This window comes from Ensifer sp. 22521 (genome assembly GCF_052044795.1).
GTDB lineage: Bacteria > Pseudomonadota > Alphaproteobacteria > Rhizobiales > Rhizobiaceae > Ensifer.
Genome location: NZ_JBQENM010000015.1, coordinates 23,909 through 41,511 on the forward strand (window position 1 = coordinate 23,909; position 17,603 = coordinate 41,511).

The 17,603-nt window shown below is 61.7% G+C and carries 16 protein-coding genes and 2 pseudogenes; 7 read left to right on the top strand and 11 right to left on the bottom strand.

The genetic code is table 11. From position 1 onward, the window contains the following. Positions 1–8 precede the first annotated feature (8 nt). The 8 genes and pseudogenes from ACTJKE_RS22270 to ACTJKE_RS22305 form a co-directional block, all read right to left on the bottom strand. Positions 9–1,574, bottom strand: coding sequence for an ABC transporter substrate-binding protein (locus tag ACTJKE_RS22270; RefSeq protein WP_440692423.1), 1,566 nt, complete (start codon positions 1,572–1,574; stop codon positions 9–11). Between the two features lie 36 nt (positions 1,575–1,610). After that, on the bottom strand, positions 1,611–2,732 hold the full coding sequence (locus tag ACTJKE_RS22275; RefSeq protein ID WP_440692425.1) for a DUF917 domain-containing protein: 1,122 nt from the start codon (positions 2,730–2,732) through the stop codon (positions 1,611–1,613). Continuing rightward, complete coding sequence (locus ACTJKE_RS22280) at positions 2,729–4,273, bottom strand: hydantoinase/oxoprolinase N-terminal domain-containing protein (protein ID WP_440692427.1); 1,545 nt, start codon at positions 4,271–4,273, stop codon at positions 2,729–2,731. Before ACTJKE_RS22280 ends, ACTJKE_RS22275 begins: the two co-directional genes overlap by 4 nt. Positions 4,274–4,276: 3 nt before the next feature. After that, the gene (locus ACTJKE_RS22285; protein WP_162764751.1) at positions 4,277–4,780 is read right to left on the bottom strand and encodes an Lrp/AsnC family transcriptional regulator; all 504 of its coding nucleotides are present in this window, start codon (positions 4,778–4,780) and stop codon (positions 4,277–4,279) included. A gap of 564 nt (positions 4,781–5,344) precedes the next feature. Next, on the bottom strand, positions 5,345–5,695 hold the full coding sequence (locus ACTJKE_RS22290) for a ribbon-helix-helix domain-containing protein (protein ID WP_057249375.1): 351 nt from the start codon (positions 5,693–5,695) through the stop codon (positions 5,345–5,347). Between the two features lie 24 nt (positions 5,696–5,719). Then, a complete protein-coding gene (locus tag ACTJKE_RS22295) occupies positions 5,720–6,316 on the bottom strand; it encodes a DJ-1/PfpI family protein (protein ID WP_065373034.1) in 597 nt (198 codons plus the stop codon). Between the two features lie 310 nt (positions 6,317–6,626). Then, positions 6,627–7,060: pseudogene (locus ACTJKE_RS22300) on the bottom strand (ParB-like protein); the annotation flags it as partial. After that, on the bottom strand, positions 7,057–8,712 hold the full coding sequence (locus tag ACTJKE_RS22305; protein ID WP_440692429.1) for a SulP family inorganic anion transporter: 1,656 nt from the start codon (positions 8,710–8,712) through the stop codon (positions 7,057–7,059). The gene ACTJKE_RS22305 and the pseudogene ACTJKE_RS22300, both read right to left, overlap by 4 nt. Positions 8,713–8,828: 116 nt before the next feature. On the opposite strand from ACTJKE_RS22305, the gene ACTJKE_RS22310 reads away from it, so the two are divergent. Then, positions 8,829–9,323 carry an NUDIX hydrolase gene (locus ACTJKE_RS22310; RefSeq protein WP_440660947.1) on the top strand — a complete coding sequence of 165 codons (495 nt, stop codon included), beginning with the start codon at positions 8,829–8,831 and terminating at the stop codon, positions 9,321–9,323. Between the two features lie 43 nt (positions 9,324–9,366). Here ACTJKE_RS22310 and ACTJKE_RS22315 read toward each other — a convergent pair whose 3' ends face one another. From ACTJKE_RS22315 to ACTJKE_RS22325, 3 genes are all read right to left on the bottom strand, one after another. After that, on the bottom strand, positions 9,367–9,741 hold the full coding sequence (locus ACTJKE_RS22315) for a hypothetical protein (RefSeq protein ID WP_440660948.1): 375 nt from the start codon (positions 9,739–9,741) through the stop codon (positions 9,367–9,369). Between the two features lie 168 nt (positions 9,742–9,909). Then, on the bottom strand, positions 9,910–10,779 hold the full coding sequence (locus ACTJKE_RS22320) for a DMT family transporter (protein ID WP_113399518.1): 870 nt from the start codon (positions 10,777–10,779) through the stop codon (positions 9,910–9,912). Between the two features lie 156 nt (positions 10,780–10,935). Then, positions 10,936–12,057, bottom strand: a complete 1,122-nt coding sequence (locus ACTJKE_RS22325; RefSeq protein WP_440692431.1) for an NAD(P)-binding domain-containing protein — start codon at positions 12,055–12,057, stop codon at positions 10,936–10,938. A gap of 384 nt (positions 12,058–12,441) precedes the next feature. Here ACTJKE_RS22325 and ACTJKE_RS22330 point away from each other — a divergent pair, with 384 nt between their 5' ends. The 6 genes and pseudogenes from ACTJKE_RS22330 to ACTJKE_RS22355 all read left to right on the top strand — a co-directional run bounded on the left by ACTJKE_RS22330 (position 12,442) and on the right by ACTJKE_RS22355 (position 17,110). Beyond that, complete coding sequence (locus ACTJKE_RS22330) at positions 12,442–12,993, top strand: MaoC family dehydratase (protein ID WP_440692433.1); 552 nt, start codon at positions 12,442–12,444, stop codon at positions 12,991–12,993. A gap of 7 nt (positions 12,994–13,000) precedes the next feature. Further along, the gene (locus ACTJKE_RS22335) at positions 13,001–14,161 is read left to right on the top strand and encodes a CaiB/BaiF CoA transferase family protein (RefSeq protein WP_440692435.1); all 1,161 of its coding nucleotides are present in this window, start codon (positions 13,001–13,003) and stop codon (positions 14,159–14,161) included. Continuing rightward, a complete protein-coding gene (locus ACTJKE_RS22340) occupies positions 14,158–15,294 on the top strand; it encodes an extracellular solute-binding protein (protein ID WP_440692437.1) in 1,137 nt (378 codons plus the stop codon). Before ACTJKE_RS22335 ends, ACTJKE_RS22340 begins: the two co-directional genes overlap by 4 nt. Before the next feature lie 127 nt (positions 15,295–15,421). Then, positions 15,422–15,687 (top strand): annotated as a pseudogene (locus tag ACTJKE_RS22345) (nucleotidyltransferase); the annotation flags it as partial. 632 nt (positions 15,688–16,319) lie between these two features. Beyond that, on the top strand, positions 16,320–16,616 hold the full coding sequence (locus tag ACTJKE_RS22350) for a DUF1778 domain-containing protein (protein ID WP_440692439.1): 297 nt from the start codon (positions 16,320–16,322) through the stop codon (positions 16,614–16,616). Beyond that, positions 16,613–17,110, top strand: coding sequence for a GNAT family N-acetyltransferase (locus ACTJKE_RS22355; RefSeq protein ID WP_113513982.1), 498 nt, complete (start codon positions 16,613–16,615; stop codon positions 17,108–17,110). The genes ACTJKE_RS22350 and ACTJKE_RS22355 overlap by 4 nt, the downstream gene beginning before the upstream one ends. The last annotated feature ends 493 nt before the right edge of the window (positions 17,111–17,603 follow it).

Genomic DNA, 17,603 nt, shown 5'->3' on the forward strand with positions numbered 1-17,603 from the left:
CCGCGTGCCTACCGGCTCAGATCGTTGACAAAGGCGATGTGCCCGTAGGCCGGATTGTCGGCATAGCCCTTGATGTCCGCACGGATGATGTGGACGTTCGGCTGGTCAAGCATGAAGATGGCTGCCGCGTCCTCGATGATCTTGCACTGCGCCTCGACGAACAGCGCCTCGGCGCGCGGGCGGTCCGTGCCCGAGAGCTTGGCCGCTTCATCGATCTTGGCGTCCACCTCGGGGTTGGAATAGTAGCCGAGATTGAAATTCGGCTTCTCTTCACTGTGGAACAGGTTGAAGAGGTAGTCATAGGGGGTGACGAAGGTCGGCCACCAGAACATAACGAAAATGTCCTGCGCCGCTTCGGGGTTCGATTTGCCGAGCTGCCACTGCGCTTCCCATGCCATCGGCTGGAGCTTCAGCGTGATGCCGAGCGTCTCGAGATTGGCCTTCCAGAGTTCGCCTGCGACCGCCTCGATCGCCTGGGATGTGGAGTAGGTCATGACCAGTTCCAGGCCTGGCTCTACGCCTTCTTCGGCAAGAAGTGCCTTTGCGGCTTCCAGATCGGTCTTCGGGATCGGCGCATTGGCATCGTGGCCCCAGATGCCGGCCGGGACGACGCCCTTGGCGCGTGTGCCGAAGCCGCTCGTTCCCGCGGCGATCACGTCGTCATAGGGAAAGGCGAGTGACAGAGCCTGACGCACCTTGACCTTGTCGAGCGGCGCACGCTTGACATTGTAGAGGCCGAACAGCGTTTCGAAGGAAGGATTGACGACCACGTTCAGATCGGGATTGGACTTCAACGCCTCGAGGTTTTCGTAGGGAAGACTGTAGGTCCAGTCGGCCTGGCCGCTCTCGATCATGTTCTGAGCGAGCGTCGCATCCTCGACGATCTCGAACGAGATCGTCTGGAAGGCGCCATCCGGCACCTTGCCCCAATAGCCTTCGACCCGGTCGAGAACGGCGCGCTGACCGGGCTCGTAACGCGAAATCTTGAACGCCCCGGTCCCTGCATCGTTGCCGGCGTTAAACCAGGACGCTTCCTTGTCATGCGCAGAAGGCGCGTAGATCCAGGCGGCAAAGCCGGCTGATGCGATGAGGTCCAATGGCTGCGGTTCGGAAAGCACGAAGACTACCTTCAGCGGTTCCGGCGTTTCGATGGACGAAACCGGGCCCCAGATGAAGGACGCACCGCCGCCGATTTTCTTGGTCCGCTCGATCGAGCCCTTGACCGCCTGTGAGGTCAGCGGGCTGCCGTCATGGAACTTCACGCCATCACGCAGGGTGAAGGTCCAGGTCTTGCCGTCTGCGCTCACGTCCCAGGAGGTGGCAAGCAGAGGCTCGATTTTGGCTTCGGCCTTGTCGGTCGCGGGAATGTAGCGCGTCAGCCCTTCGTAGACATTGGCAAGCACCGCGCCGTCGTTGGAAAAGGAGGTGGCGGGGTCGAGATCCGGAAAGCTCGTCGGATAGGCGAGCGTGAAGATGCTGCTCGTGCCCTCAGCCATGGCAAAATTCCAATGCGACGCGGCGGCTGTGGCGATGGCAGTGAGGGCGGCGGTTTTCAAGAAATTGCGGCGGTTCATGTCAGGCTCCCAATCGAGTTCTGGAGGTGCGGACGCTTAGGCGTCTTCTTTGTAGTGGGGTACGGCAGGCGCATCCGCAGACACGCCCATCGGCACGAAGTCGAAATCGTAACCAAAGGCACGCGGGCCGACGGAGGCGAGCGCGATTTCGCTGCGCAGCAGAACCGGGGCAGGCATGGACAACACGTCGATGCGCAGGCCGTAGCGCAGCTCTTCCGTGCCGATCGCCCGACCGGTCTCTGAATCCACGATGCAGATCAGGTCCGGCACCATGGTGATGATCTCTTCGCCTTCACGCGCGATCAGATATTCGTTCTGGATGTCGACCGTCAGTGCGCGCCCCGCGTCCGCATCCAGGCCCGCAACGGTGAGCTTGCCGCGGGTGAAGCCCGCCATAACGCGGCGGCTGATATCGGTCACCTTGCCACGCATCAACCGCACACCACCGGATTGCTTCAAGATGGCCTCGACCGGATCCTCCTTGGCCGCGCGCGCGTTCATGACAGCATCCCCGAGGCTCCAGGCCTGGCTGGTGGTGTGGGGCACGCCGAAACGGCGGACGAATTCACCGGACATCGGCGCCGTCGTCATCAGTGCCGTGCATCCCATGGCAATGGTGCTGGCGCGCAGCAGCTTCTCCAGCATCTTCGGCGTCGTCGCGTCGGTGACGACGAGCACATTGCCGTCCGCATCGGCAAGGGCCGCGGGCTGCACCGCCTGGCCGTGGATGAAGAAAGTCGTCATCTGCACTTCCGGGAAAGCGCGACCCATGCCGTCCGCATCGACGACAGGCAGATCGACCATCGCCGCCGTCAGCATCGGCGCGATGCCGTTACCACCACCGACTTCGTCACCGAGCAGTGCATCGACCTTGCGGCCCAGATGTCGTTCGAGCGCGTTCAATAGCCGGACGCCCTCACTGCCTTCCGGGATCTTCTCGATACCCACGGTCGGGGCACCGATGCCGCCGATACCGAGAATCTGGGCATCCGGTGCCATGTCGGCCGGCCGCACCATGCGAATGCGCTTGCCTTCGCGCAAAAGCGCCTTGGCACGCAGCAGGCCATGATAGGTGCTACCGCCGCCGCCGGTTCCCAGAATGCCGCAGCCGATGGCGATGCGATCGATATCCGCTTCGCTGAGCGTCCAGTACTTCATGCCCGCAACTCCCCAATCACTTTCGCGGCGACGCGAACGGCATTGCCGGGCAGGTAAGCCAGCGGCGTTTCTTCGATTTCGGCAAGGGTGGTCGTATCGGCATCTGCGCCGGCCTCGACGGCGCGCGCCCGAGCCTCCGCGACAATGGATTCCAGTGCGATTTCCCGCGTGGTGCCTTCGAGCGAAACCACGCTGTCCACCTCGCCGGAGACCTGCGCGATTGCCGCACCGATTGCGTTGGCCGAACCGAAATGATCAGGTTTCAGCGAAACCGAGGTTCCCTCCAGCAGCCCCTCGACCAGCACCGAACCGCCGCCGACGAGAATGGCGGGGATCGGGTCGGCGCTTGGCTTCATGCGATCCAGCACCGTTTCGATGCTGGCCTTCATCTGCGCCAGCAGCTGCTCCGCAAATTCCGGCGTGATGTGGCTGAGGCGGCTGCGGTCTCCGAGCTCGACGAGGCCGGCAGCGACGGCGATATCGGTTGCCGTCAGCGTGTCGCCGCCGAAGCAGAGAGCCTTTTCCGGCAGCCGAAAACCGACCGAATCCGGACCGATCGTCGAAGCCGGACCGGGGCGTACGATGCTGCCGCCGCCAAGGCCGAAGGAGTAGACATCCGGCACGCGGAAATTGGTCGGCACGCCGCCGATCATCGCGCCTTCGCTGCGGGTGCGCGGAAAGCCGGCGACCAGCATGCCGATATCCGTGGTGGTGCCGCCGATATCGATCACGGCCGCGTCGGAGAGCCCGGTGAGGAAGGCCGCGCCGCGCATGGAGTTGGTCGGTCCCGACGCGATCGTGAAGACGGGATAACGTTCGGCGAACTCGGCTGCCATCAGCGTGCCGTCGTTCTGCGTGAGGAAAAGCGGGCAGGTGAGGCCGAGGGCGGCAAAAGCCGAGCGGAAGGCGCCGACCGTCTCGCGTCCGAGCGTGTGGAGGCTCGCATTGAGGATCGTGGCGTTTTCGCGGGGCAGGAGGCCGGTGCGGCCGACGCGGTGCGACAGGCTGATTGCCGCGCCAGGCATTTCTTCTGCGACGATTTCCGCCGCGTCGTTTTCCATTTTCGGGTCGACCAGGGCGAAGACCGAGCAGATCGCGACGGCGGAGATGCCACGCGCCCGCCAATCGCGGCACGCCGCGCGGATCGCCACATCGTCGAGCGGCGCAATCTCCGAGCCATCGTAATTGACGCCACCGCCAACCAGGGCGGCACCACCGTCGACGACGGGGCGAAGCGTGTCCGGCCAATCGATCATTGGCGGCAGCGAGCGCGTCGCCGCGCCGCAAAGTCGGAGAACGCCAACCTTTTCAAGGTGCCGGCCCTCGACGATGGCGTTGAGGAAGTGCGTGGTGCCGATCATCACCGCATTGACCGCGCCGGCAGAAACGCCTGCTTCGGCCAGGACCGTGCGGATTGCTGCGCTGACGCCCGATGTCACGTCCGCGGTGGTCGAGGATTTTACCGTGGCCAGGACCTCGGCGCCGCGCAGCAGCGCCGCATCCGTATTGGTTCCGCCGACATCCACTCCGATACGAAGCATGGTCTATCCCTTTTTCTTGCCGCCGAGATCCGTACCGCGGCTAATTGCGGTCGTCCTCGTGCCAAATACCTTGTAGAGGCGCAGCACGACCGAGCTCGTGACGCGCTTGACGCCGGGCAGTTTGCCCAGTTCCTGATCGATGAATTCGAGCAAAGCCGCATGGTCGGAGACGAAGAGCGAAGCGCTGAGGTTCGCCGTACCGCTCGTGGCGGCGAGGTAGCCGATCTCGTCATACTCGGCGAGCAGGATGGCGACGTCTTCCTGTTTGCCGGGCTCGACTTCGATCAAAAGCTCGACCTGGACATCGCGTCCGAGCGCCACGGGATCTGGAATGGCGCCGATGACGATCATTTTGGCCTGGAGCAATCCGGCAATGCGGTTGCGGATCGTGCGTTCCGAGACGCTGCCGATCCGGCCGGCGATCTCGGCCGCCGAAAGGCGTCCGTCTTCGGAGAGATAACGGATAATCTCGCGGTCCAGATCATCGACGAGGTAGCGTTGGGTCATCACCGTTTCCATTTCGGCCTTGATGACCGGAGTAAATTTCCGAAACGGAACTGCGTCAAGAGTATTTCAGTCGGCAAAGGTAATTCTTGTCGAAAATTTCCTGTTTCAGGCAATGATTCTTCCGGAAGTTGCCGAATCGGAAACGGCGCCGGGATGGCGAGCAGTCGATACGGCTGATCGGGGCAGCATGGCTGAATTCCGCTTGGCGTGGGCTGTGCTCGGGGTCTGTAGCGAAAACGTGCGGAAGTTCGGGCGGAATGCTTCCGTATCGATATGACGGGAACCGAGTGTGGCCGTGGAGGCTGTTCCCTTCTGCGGGCGCTCGGCCGACAGATGGCTCTGCCGGTCGCTGCACGCGGGGACCCGGCACTATCGGCGGCGTCACCATTGCCCAGGCCGAGCGGCTGCAAGCGAAGGTCTAAATGACGACCGCCTGCAGCGCCGCAGCCATCCTGACATTCGCAACGGGAACGCTTCCGAACCGCAATACCCTCAGCCGCTTCAGGCGAGCCGGCCGAGGGTGCGGTGGTTCTTGGCGGCCCTCAACCGTCGAGGGCCGCTGCCTTAGTGGTATTTTTCCTGCTCGCGAACGAGGATCGCCGGAGCGTTCAGCCCGGCGATCGGTTGTTTGACATCCGTCGGAATGTCCCCGGTCAGTTGAAGGTCGAGATAGCGCGCGCAACAGACCCTCAGAAACGAAGTGAAGTTCCCAAGATCGTGGCCGGCATCGATGGACTCATGATGCAGCTTGGTTATCAACTGCGTGACGTTCATGCGATCGCGATGGGCGATCTCCTCGAGCTTCGACCAGAAGAAGTTCTCCAGCCGAACGCTTGTCACCATGCCATCGATGCGTAGCGAACGCGTTGTGCTTTCCCAGAGCCTTGCGTCCGCCTTAATGAACAACTCGCACATCACGACCCTCCCTTTTCCGCTTCCTCAGGCGGCGTCCGTTTGTAGCAGGGCGGAGGCGTCGAGCACAGCCATGAACTGCCGCAGCCACGAAGGATGCGCCGGCCATGCGGGGGCGGTGACGAGATTGCCGTCCGAGACCGCGTCATCGATCGCGATATCGGCATAAATGCCGCCGGCGAGTTCGACTTCCGGGCGGCAGGCGGGATAGGCAGAGCATGTGCGCCCCTTCAGCACGCCGGCCGCTGCAAGAAGTTGGGCACCGTGGCAGATGGCCGCCACCGGTTTCCCGGCCTCGAAGAAATGCTGCACGGCCTTGATGACGTCGGGGTTGAGGCGCAGATACTCGGGCGCGCGGCCGCCGGGTATGACGAGCGCGTCGTAGTCCTCGGCGCGAATACTGGAGAAGGTAGCGTTGAGGGCGAAGTTGTGGCCGCGTTTTTCGGAATAGGTCTGGTCGCCTTCGAAGTCATGGATGGCGGTCGCGACCGTCTCTCCGGCCTTCTTGCCGGGGCAGGCGGCATGGACGGTATAGCCGCAGGCAAGCAGCGTCTGAAACGGGACCATCGTTTCATAGTCTTCGGTGAAGTCACCGGTGATCATCAGAATTTTCGAAGCTGTCATCTGTTCCTCCCAAAACCAATGGGAGGAGCTTAGCAGTGCAGGTACGCCCGCAGGTACTAACGGAATACTACAACGAAAATTCCGGTCGGCTCGGCTGACGCCGGATAGTGGAGCTTCCGCCCCAAAAATCCCGTCAGTCCGAGACACCGCACCAGCCCGGCAGAAAACTGGCGGACCTGTCATGCGCAAGGCTGAGCGCGTCACGCAAAGCCTTGTCTATGTCGCTGGCGATCAGCTTCGCGTCGACGCGCGATCGGAGGAGGTTCGCCCACATGAACTCGCTGTAGGGGGTGATATCCTTGGCGTAGCCGCCCGCTCGGCGAAGCGCACCCGCCAGTGACCGGTAGGGGTCGTCGACGAGGCCGGCTATGGTCTTTGGAAGGTCCCGATGGGGTCGGCGCAGACCTTCGGCATCGAAGGGATACATCCAGTGGCGATGGTCCATGACCGACCCTTCATCCTTGCCGAGATGGCTGAGGTCAAACACGATGCTGGTCGGCACATGTGCGACGCCCTCCTCGTAAAGGGCGCGCACGAGGTGATGGTGGTCGACCAGATAGGCCCGCTCCTTCGGGCCCAGAACGGCACCATATGACGGCCGAGATATTCCGGGCCGTGTTTCTTTGCATTCCTTCGCCATTCCTGGCGTTTGTCGGCGACTTCGAGGAGGCCAACGGTGATCTGGGTCGGACGAAGGTCGGCAATCTCGACCGGTTGCAATTGCGGCTCATAGACGGTCGTCATTGAACGGCTCCGGGCAAGGGGGTGGTGGACCCTGGTTGAGACACGGCGGCGACGGCATCATCGACACTGTAGCTGAGATAGGAAAGAAGCGCGGGAGCTGCCAGCGCGATCAGGTCGCGTACACGGTCATGGACACGTGCGTATTGCACGCGCTTGTTCTGCGCCCGGACGAGCGTGTCGAATTCGAGCAGCGCGTCGAGGGCGGTGCTGTCGAGATCGAAGCTTTCCTCGAGGCTGACGATGATGGCGCGCGCCGTCTGGTCCCGGCCGATCCTCGCTGCCGTTTCGGTGAGGATGGCATCCGCATTGGCAAAGAAAAGTGGCTGGGCGGGTCGCCATATCGAGATCCCCGGAATTGTCTCAGCATCGGAGTGGCGGGCGATGTCGACGAAGTCGTGCCCCTGACCGAGGCGGCCAAGGGTGGCAACGTAGGGAGTGGCAAGCCTGTGCAGCAGAACGGCCAGGGAGAGCGCGACCGCAATCGTGATGCCGTTTACGACGCCGAAGGCGATAACCCCCACTGCCGCAGCGAGCGCAATGACGACGTCATGCTTCAGCTTCCACAATCGCAAAAGCGGGCGCGGATCGAGGGCGTGCGCCAGCGCGACGATGACGACCGCCGCCAAAGCCGGTTCGGGCAGGCTCTCCACCAGGCCAGCGCCGACGATGACCAGGACGGCAAGACCGATCGCGGCGATGAACGCCGTCATTCGACTTTCAGCACCGGCCGCCTCGGCGGCGGACCCGGCCGAAAAGCCAGCGCCGACGGGCATGCCTTGCGCGACGGCGCTGGCCACATTCGCGGCGCCGAGCGCCAGCAGTTCGCGATTGGCCGTCACAGTTTCCCCATGGCGCAGCGATAGCGAACGGATGGTGCCCCAGGACTCGGCAAAGAGAATGAGGACGAGCGGAAGCGTGTATGGCACCAGTTGCCTGAGCTGGCTCCATTGAACGAGCGACCACGACGGCCAGGTCAACGCTACGGACAGCGGGCCGACGACCCCCACGCCATGGCTTGGCAGGTCCAGCAGTCTCGAAGCCGATATACCGGCACAGAGCACCAGGAAGGCGCCGGGCAGAAACGGCACGCGGCGCAAGAGCAGGAGGGCGGCCAGGGCCACAAGACCGACCGTGATGCTCGCGGCATTCCACTGTGGGAATGCCGCGAGAAGCGCGGCGACCTGATGGATGATGTCCGTGGCCGGTACGTCAACACCGGTGACGGCGGGCAATTGTCTTATGATGATGGCGATCGCCAAACCCAAAGCGAAGCCGCGGAGCACAGGGCGGGAGATGAAGCCGGCGAGGTTCCCAAGCCGCAGCAGCGACGCCGTGACAAACAGAACGCCCGTCAGTGCCACGATCACGGTCGCGAGCGCCATCTTGTCGGTCATCGAGCCGGGCAGTGTCGCCATCGTGGCCGCAAGAATGGCAGCGGAAGATGACGTCGGAGACACGATGGCGAAACGGCTTCTGCCGAAGATGGAATAGGTCAGGCAGCCGACAATGGCAGCGACCACCGCGTGTTGTGGCGCGATGCCGGCAATGCCCGCATAGGCGACAGCTTCGGGCAGCATCAGTCCGGCGACGGAGAGGCCAGCAATCCAGTTCCTGTTGCCCACCCTTGTTCCGACCTTTCTCCTCGTGGCCATGCCTACACTGTCTCCGCCGTTTCATTTTGCAATCGCTCATTGCAAGACGGGGCGTCACATATCTGTCATAAATGCAAACAAGATTCTCGCTGCAATCCATCGAAACCGAGAGAGAAATGTCCGAGCAATTGTCGCTGGCATGCGCAACGTTGCCACAAAACTCTGCTCGTTCAATGACATGTGTCCAGCAGGCTGGAGCGATCTGTTTTCGGGTGTCCGCAGACGGCCCCCCTGAAGTGCTGCTCGTCACCAGCCGCCGCAACGGCCGCTGGGGAATACCAAAGGGTCGCATAGAGACAGGGGAGACGGCGTGCGCCGCCGCCGCGCGCGAAGCGATGGAAGAGGCTGGCGTCAGGGGCCGGGTATCGAGCGATGCCATCGGCTCGTTCGTCTACACCAAGGATAGCAGCGACCTCAGCTATCACCTCAACGTGCATTTGCTCGAAGTCCAGGAAGTTTTAGGGGATTTCCCCGAGAGGCAGAGCAGGAGACTGCAATGGACTGCGCTCGAAGCCGCGATCGAGGAAGTCTCGCAGCCAAAGCTTCGTGAGCTGCTGCTCCTGTTTGCGGAAAATGGGCTGCGTGTCGGGGTTGAGCTCGAGACGCAGTAGTTCTGTCAGCGTCGGCCGAGCCTTGGCCGGCCGTCAAGCGAACTCAGTTTGCAGTTTTCCCTCTTTGCAGCAGAACCTGCATCTCCTGAAATCGTCTCTTGCGCTCGGGATCGTCCTCATCGGCGGCGTAACAGATGCGTGAAACGCAGAAGCGCAGGATTTTTGTCGGCGCCTTCGCATTGTCGAACTCGCAGTCGAAGGTGTCCGTCATATCTGACTTCTTTGTGTCGGCTCTTTCGGAATATTTAAAGCGTGCTCCGGGCGGTGCAATCTCGGGAAAGGACTGGACCACCCCGACGTTGAGCGTGTCGACCAGGAAGAAATTCTTGGCGACCGCCATGCAGGTCGTCTCCAGGCCGGGGCTTTGCGCATATGCGGGGCCCGCCGCGATACACAGAACTGGGAGAAGCCATTTCATCGCATACTCCATCCGCGGAAAAACCTTGCGATCCGATCGGCTGCTCCGACAACACGCGAAGGTGGAAATTGTTCCGTCGCGTGGCGATCAGGATGTTGGTGCGGTCGTGAAGCGAGATCCTGCTGGCTCAATTGATCGCAAAGCGCGCAGTTTCAGATACCGTATCGGCTATGAGCGCTTGGCCAACTGGTGTTCGCGCCAGATCGTGAAAAGGCCCGCGCCGACCACGATCAGGGCGCCGATGATCATGTTGTGGGTGATCGTTTCGCCAAACAACAGGACGGCAAACATCACGTTAAGAACCAGCTGAAAATAGGTGACGGGCTGAACTTCCGCGGCAGGTAGCAGCCCGTAGGCCCGGATAAGGAAGTAGTGGCTGAGCGTGCCGCAGACGCAAAGGGCTGCCAATGCGAACCAATCGGTGGGGACGACTTCGGTCCAGTAGAACGGGCCGATCAGCGAAATCGCCAGTGCCCCGACCACACCCGCATAAAAGAGGCTCGTTACCGCTGAATCCTCGCGACTTACTGCGCGCGTGGCGATGCTGTAGAGCGCGAACAGTACGGAGGCGACAAGCGGCAGAAGCAGCGACATGTCGAAATGAACGTCCACTGGGTTGATGATCACCAGCACGCCGACAAGACCAACCACCACCGCGGCCCCGCGCCGCCATCCGACCACCTCTCCGAGAAGAGGTATCGACAGAATGGTGATGATCAGTGGCGTTGCCTGGAAGATCGACTGGCTCATGGCGAGCCCGGCGTGGACATAGGAAAAGACGATGACGACGATCTCTGCGACCAGCAGAAGGCCGCGAACAACCTGCAGCCAGGGATGTCTTGTTTGAACGGACCGGCGAATGCCCCCGGGAGACGACGCGGCAAAAGCAAACACGAAGAGGGCGAATGCCCAGAAACGGATCATCGTTATGAAGAGCGCCGGATAGCGATCACCCAGATACTTGGTTATCGCATCCTGGCCAGCGAAGATGCAGATGGCGAGGAACGCAAACAAATAGCCGCGGGTCTTGGGGCTCATCACACTAAAAACTCAGAATCGTTGACCATTTGATTAGCATAGACTTTTCGGGAGCGCTCGAACCAAAGCTCACGATACGGGTGCATTGGCGCGCGAAGTCGGATTGCCTGACCCATCGCTTCAAGCAAGTAGGGCGGTCGGAGCAGTCCGGCCGGATCAGATCAGACCGAGATGGGTGGCCAGTTCCCGTGCTGCTGCGCCGCCCGCCCTGTTCGCTCCAATCGTGGAGGCCGAGGGGCCGTAGCCAACCAGATGGATGCGTGGGTCCTTTTCGACCCGCGTCGCCAGGCGTCCGCCCATGACGATGCCGCCATCGTCCTCGCGCAGCTGCAGCGGAGCGAGATGGTCGAGTGAGCTGCGAAAGCCCGTCGCCCAGAGAATGACGTCAGCCGTCTGTTCCGTTCCATCCGGCCAGCGCACGCCATGAGGAAGGATTTCGCTGAAGACCGGCAGCCGTTTCAGTGCCCCGCGTTTTGCGGCGGCCCGCAGGGCCGGGGTCCAGGGAATGCCCGTGACCGACACCACCGAGCCCGGCACCAGCCCATTGCGTACCCTTTCTTCTACGGCGGCGACCGCGGCGCGGCCGTCTTCCGGCGTGAATGGCCGCTCACGAAACTGTGGCTCGCTACGCGTGACCCACGTCGTCGTCGTTACTTGCGAGATTTCGTCGAGGTGCTGCAGCGCAGAAATACCGCCGCCGACGACAATCACATGTTTGCCCGCAAAGGCGTCCGCCGTTTGATAGTCGCGGGAGTGAAGCTGCTGACCTTCGAACCGATCGGCACCGGGATAGGCGGGGATGGAAGGAGTCTCCCATGTTCCCGTGGCGTTGATGAGCCCCTCGGTCGAAAAAGTTTCGCGGTCGGTCTCCACCCGAAGCCGCCCGAAACGTTCGCAGACCACCTTGACCGCGACCGGCCGATAGATCGGCAGCTGGAATTTCTCTTCATAGGCCGCGTAGTAGTTGGGAACCGCGGTCGACGCCCGAGCCTCAGTTTCTCCAACGGGAACAACTTCCGCAAACTCCATGCCCGGCAAGTCGTGGAGACGGTTGACGGTGCTCAGCGTCAATGACGGCCAGCGATGCTGCCAGGCGCCGCCCGGTTTGTCGTTCTTGTCGAGGACGATGAAATTCCGGCCCGGCTGAAGGCCAAGCTTCATCAGGTGATAGGCCGATGACAGTCCGGCCTGCCCAGCGCCGATCACAACAATGTTGACCTTGATGGCGGCGTGAAGCGCCGCATTCGTTGAGGCTGTGGATGGCATGGTGTCAGTCACTCTGGGACCTCGAAACGCGTAGCTCGGCCGCCGAGCAAAGCGAAACCCAGCTCTTCTACGCATCCTTGTGACCGTAAGAAGCCGGACACGCAATGCGCTCGCGGCATCGTTTGGAGAAATCCCCCGCTCGGCAAGTCCATTGGAGAATTGCGCCCGCGGCGGTCGGAAATTGGGCCCGGAAGATTCGGCTCGTGGGGCGCAATCATCTCCACTGCACTCGGGATCGTGCAGTCCCCGTCGACGACTTGAGCCCCTTGCAATGTTAATCCATATGTGAGTAAGCTATTCATATAAGAAGAAGTTGATCGCTGCCGCTGAGCACCACTGGCGTTCGATGGCGAAAATCAAGGTCGGACTTCGCTTTCGCTACGCAAGGGTCTGCTCATGCATGAATTCACGCCCCCCGTCGGTGTTTCCTCGACGCATCCCACGGACATGCCGCAAGACCATGCCGCCCTGCCGGTGTGGAATGCGGAAAACTGGTTCTATGAAGATTGGCCCGTCGGCCAGCGCATTCGATCTTTGCGCCGGACGATCGCTGAGGGGGACAGCCATCTGTTCAACACGCTGGTTGTCGACATCCACCCCTATGTGCAGGATCAGATGTTTGCCGAGCGCGACGGCATGTTCGGCAAGCGCCTCGTCGCTGGCGCCTTCGTCTTTTCGGCGGGCCTCGGGCTCGTCGCCACCAATTGCGTCAACGCCTTTTCCTACGGCTACGACAAGCTGCGCTTCATCAAGCCGGTCTTCATCGGCGACACGATCTACACGATCCGGACCAACATGGACAAAACCCCCCGCTACAAGGAGCTCGGGCTCATCCGAGCCAGCTACCAGGTCTTCAAGGGCGAAGGGGAACTGGTGCTCTATTGCGAGCACTTGCAGACGGTGAAGTACAAGAACCCCGCCGATTTCGTCGGCAAGACCGAGAAATAAGATACCGATGACCGAAACAAACGAACTGCCGCTCTCAGGCCTTGTCGTCGTCGACATGAGCCAGTTTCTCTCAGGTCCCTATTGTTCGCTGCGCCTCATGGATCTCGGCGCGCGCGTGATCAAGATCGAGCGCCCCGACGGCGGCGACCTGTCGCGCCGGCTCTATCTGAGCGACACAGAGATCGGCGGCGACTCGACGATCTTCCATGCCATCAACCGCGCCAAGGAGAGTCTTGCGATCGACCTCAAGAACGAGGCTGACGTTGCAGCCTTGAAGACGCTGCTTACCAAGGCCGATGTGCTGATCCAGAACTTCCGCCCCGGCGTCATCCAGCGCCTCGGGTTGGATTATGAGGCGGTCAAGGCGATCAACCCTAAGATCGTCTATGCCTCGATCAGCGGCTACGGCGAGGATGGTCCCTGGGTGAAGCGCCCGGGGCAGGATCTGCTCGCGCAATCGCGCTCGGGCGTCATGTGGTTGAACGGTGACGAGGGCCAAGGGCCGGTTCCATTCGGCCTGGCGATCGGCGACATGCTCGCCGGCGCCGCGGCAGCGCAAGGCATTCTTGCAGCGCTCGTCCGTCGCGGCATCAGCGGCAAGGGCAGCCTGATCGAAACCAGCCTGCTCGAGGCACTCGTCGACTTCCAGTTCGAAGTGCTGACGACGCACTTGAATGACGGCCGCCGGCTGCCAACGCGCTCCGGCTTTCGCAGCGCCCATGCCTATCTGTCGGCGCCTTACGGTGTCTATCCGGCCAAAGACGGCTATCTCGCCATCGCCATGACGCCGATCCCGAAGCTCGCCGATCTCCTGGAAATGCCCGAACTCGACCTCTATCGCGACGATCCGGCCTCCTGGTTCTCCGAGCGCGACAGGATCAAGGCGCTGATCGCCAGGCGGATAGCCGAAAACACCATCGACCATTGGCTTGGCTTGCTTGAACCCGCAGACATCTGGTGCGCGCGGGTCCTCAACTGGAACGAACTGCTCGAATGCGAAGGTTTCCGGGTGCTCGACATGCTGCAGACGGTCGTGCGCGAGGACGATGTCTCGATCCTGACCACGCGATCGCCGCTACGCGTCAACGGCAAGCGCGCCCAGGTTGACCGCGCCGCTCCGCGCATCGGCGAACACAGCATCGCGATCCGAGAGGAGTTCGGCCTGTGAGCATCACGTTGAAGGGCATGACCTGGAGCCACCCGCGCGGCTACGATCCGATGATCGCGTGTTCGCGGCTGTGGCGGGAACGCACCGGCGTCACGGTCGAATGGGACAAGCGATCGCTGCAGGATTTCGAGACCTATCCGGTCGAGGAACTGGCGCGAGCTTATGACCTCATCGTCATCGACCATCCGCATGTCGGCCAGATCACCAAGGAGAAGTGTCTGGCGCCGCTCGATGTCGAAGGACGAGAGGCCGAACGGAAGGCACTGGCCGATGCTAGCGTCGGTCGCTCCTATCCGAGTTACACCTGGCAGGGCCGGCAATGGGCCTTCCCGATCGACGCGGCGACGCAGGTGCAGGCCTGGCGGCCAGATCGGGCGGAGCGTGTTGAGACCTGGTCTGAGATGCTGGTTCTGGCGAGTCAGGGAAAGGTTGCGTTGCCGATGCGCCCGCCGCATTCCCTGATGAGCTTCTATACGCTCTCGGCCAATCTCGGGAACCCGTGCCGCAGCGACGGTATCGGGCAGCTCATCGCTCCTGATGCGGGCACCGACGCCTTCGAGCGCCTGCGTGAATTGACGGATCTGATCGATCCCGCCTGTTTCTCGATGGATCCGATCGCCGTGCTGGAGGCTATGAGCCATCCGGGCTCCGGGTTTGTCTGCGCGCCGTTAATCTACGGCTATGTCAGCTATTCGATGCCGGGTTTTCGGCCGTCGCTTGTGAAGTTCGGCGACATACCGGTGGCCGGAAATACTGGCCCCGCCGGCTCCGCCCTCGGCGGAACCGGGATCGCGGTCTCGGCCTTCTCCCACTCGATCGATGCCGCGAGGGATTTTGCCTATTTCATCGCGAGCGGCGAGGTCCATCGCGGCCCCTATGCCGCCGGCGGCGGGCAGCCCGGCCACGCGGCCGCCTGGGATGATGATGCCGTCAACGCCGCGACGTCGGACTTCTACCGCGCCACGCGCAAGACGCTGGAAACCGCCTGGGTTCGCCCAAGGCACGATGGCTACATGGCCTTCCAGCAGGCAGCTTCGGATCGGATCAATGACGGGCTCCTGCGCAAGGACGCGGCGCGAAAGGTCGTCGACGATCTCAATCGCCTATTTGGTGCGAGCTTTGCTCCCACGTGAGCAGCCGGCGACTGCTGCGCAGCTTAGCGGCAGGGTCTTCGATCCGGGGAAATGGAGGGCAGCGCATAGCGGCTGGAATTCATATCGAGATCTGCGGCGCCGCTTGTGGGCGCGACCTACTCATAAACCTTCGAACAATCTCAAATTCCTGCTTGGCTTAGCCGAAGATCGTGATCAGCGGCTTGTCGAGGCCTGGCCGCGTGACCAACATCGCTAAGTCGCCTGGTACAACATTCTCAACGAAGCCTATGTGCACGCTACCCCAAGCACTTCGAGGTCACCGAAGAAGCACTCGCCTGGCTCTTCGGCCGGACGGAACATCTCCACCGCCTCGTCGAGATAATCTGCAAGGAACGGCTCACTGAGCTGGCTCGGGTATTGGGCGCGACCTGAGACCTTGTCTCGGTCGCGGATCGATGGACGGGTCGGTGTTTCGACCACGTTTACGCAATCACGCGACGAAGTCGTAAGCCAGCCAACCTTGGTCGGGGCCTGGACTTGCGTATGACTGAGAAACGTTCTCAGACGGCAGGGTCGCAAACCGTCCCGTCTTCGCAGCGTTTGGCGTCTGTCGGTTGTGTGGTTGGCACCAAACGAGGTGATTTGGGGGCGAAAACCGTCACTATCGATACTGGCGCGGCAGCTCGGCGTCGGACAGTTTTCCGAGAACCTAGCCCTGAACGCCGATGCTGCCGGAGGTCGGGTTTCCAGATGCAGGATCGAGCGGGTGAGCGGCGCATTTCCCGAGCCGCTTTCGCCGACAAGGCCGAAGCTTTCGCCCTTGGCACTTGCTTCGGCGCCCGCGGCTTCGACCGCATCGACGGCGCCGACAGCTATCACGGCCCATGGCAGGGATCCGTAGTTGGCTGCCGCAAATCGCGAAGCTACGGTTCTACTCCCATCAAGGCGTGCAATGAACCTCATTGCTGCTGAAGCCCACGGCCTATATGTAACGACATCATCTTTACGGGCCTTGTAAAGATGATGTCGTTACGCTATCTTATGAGTGCAGACAGGAGTTTTCCATGGCCACCTCGCACACGAGTAAAAGTCCGGACGCAAGCGTGCCGCTAAATATGCGTATCAAGCCTGCGACACGCAACTTGATCGACCGCGCCGCCGAGCTGCTCGGTAAGACGCGCACGGATTTCATGCTTGAGGCTTCCGAGCGCCGCGCCGAGGAAGTGCTGCTAGACCGTTCCGTATTCACGGTCAGCCCCGAAATCTATGCCGAGTACCTTGCCCGGCTCGATGCGCCCGCGCAAACAAATGAGCGTCTGAAACGCACCATGTCGACCAAAGCGCCGTGGGATGAGGCGTGAGTCTTAACGCACCGACACCACTGGCCGATCAGCACGAACTGGCAGACTTTAATTCCGGTGTGCCTGAACTAGACGACTGGCTGCGTCGCCGCGCCCGTACCAATCAGATTGGCGGCGCATCGCGAACATTCGTCGTGTGCGAAGGAAATCGCGTCATCGCCTATTATGCACTCGCTTCCGGCGCAGTGAAGCAGCCGGAAGCACCTGGTCGGTTTCGGCGCAACATGCCTGATCCAATTCCGGTTGCCGTGCTTGGCCGCCTCGCCATCGATGGGGCTTATCAGGGACGCGGTATCGGCAGAGCGTTAGTGCGCGACGCAGGTTTGCGCCTGCTCAATGCCGCAGAAATCCTGGGTATCCGCGGCGTGCTGGTGCATGCAATTTCCGAGGACGCGAGGGCCTTCTATGAGGCGGTCGGCTTCCTGCCCTCGCCATCGGACCCAATGATGCTTATGGTCGGGTTACATGATCTCAAAAGCGCGCTCAACTTCTAACCGCAACTTGTGAACTATCAGCACCCATTGGCCAGGCATGTTCGCGTCCTGCTCCATGCATCGCACAATGTATCGTCGGGAACGTGCTTAGTCGGTCTACTCTTCCGATCGTCGAAGCATTATTATTCTTGGGCTTGAGATAGCTGATCCATTCCGGGCCGAGTAAACCTCAAATGCGAGCTTTCGAAACCCCACCGCGTCCACTCCGCGCTGTCCGCTTTAAAGACGGGCCGAACGGCTGATATTTCCCAACTTTGCAGCAAGGTTGGCTTGCTTAGGTCCAGAAGGCTCTCGCTTCCCGCTGCAAGACGTGGATTTCCATTTCATCGCCTCGAGCGGTTAGGCGGCAGCTCATTTGGGTCGGCTTAGAATGACGTGCATCCGCATGTTGCGGATGCCATTGTCGGCGACCACCATATCGTTGATCAGGGGTCGACTTCCTGCACGTCCGAGCACACGACGAGCGCGATGAAATCCGGATCTCCGCCGGCGC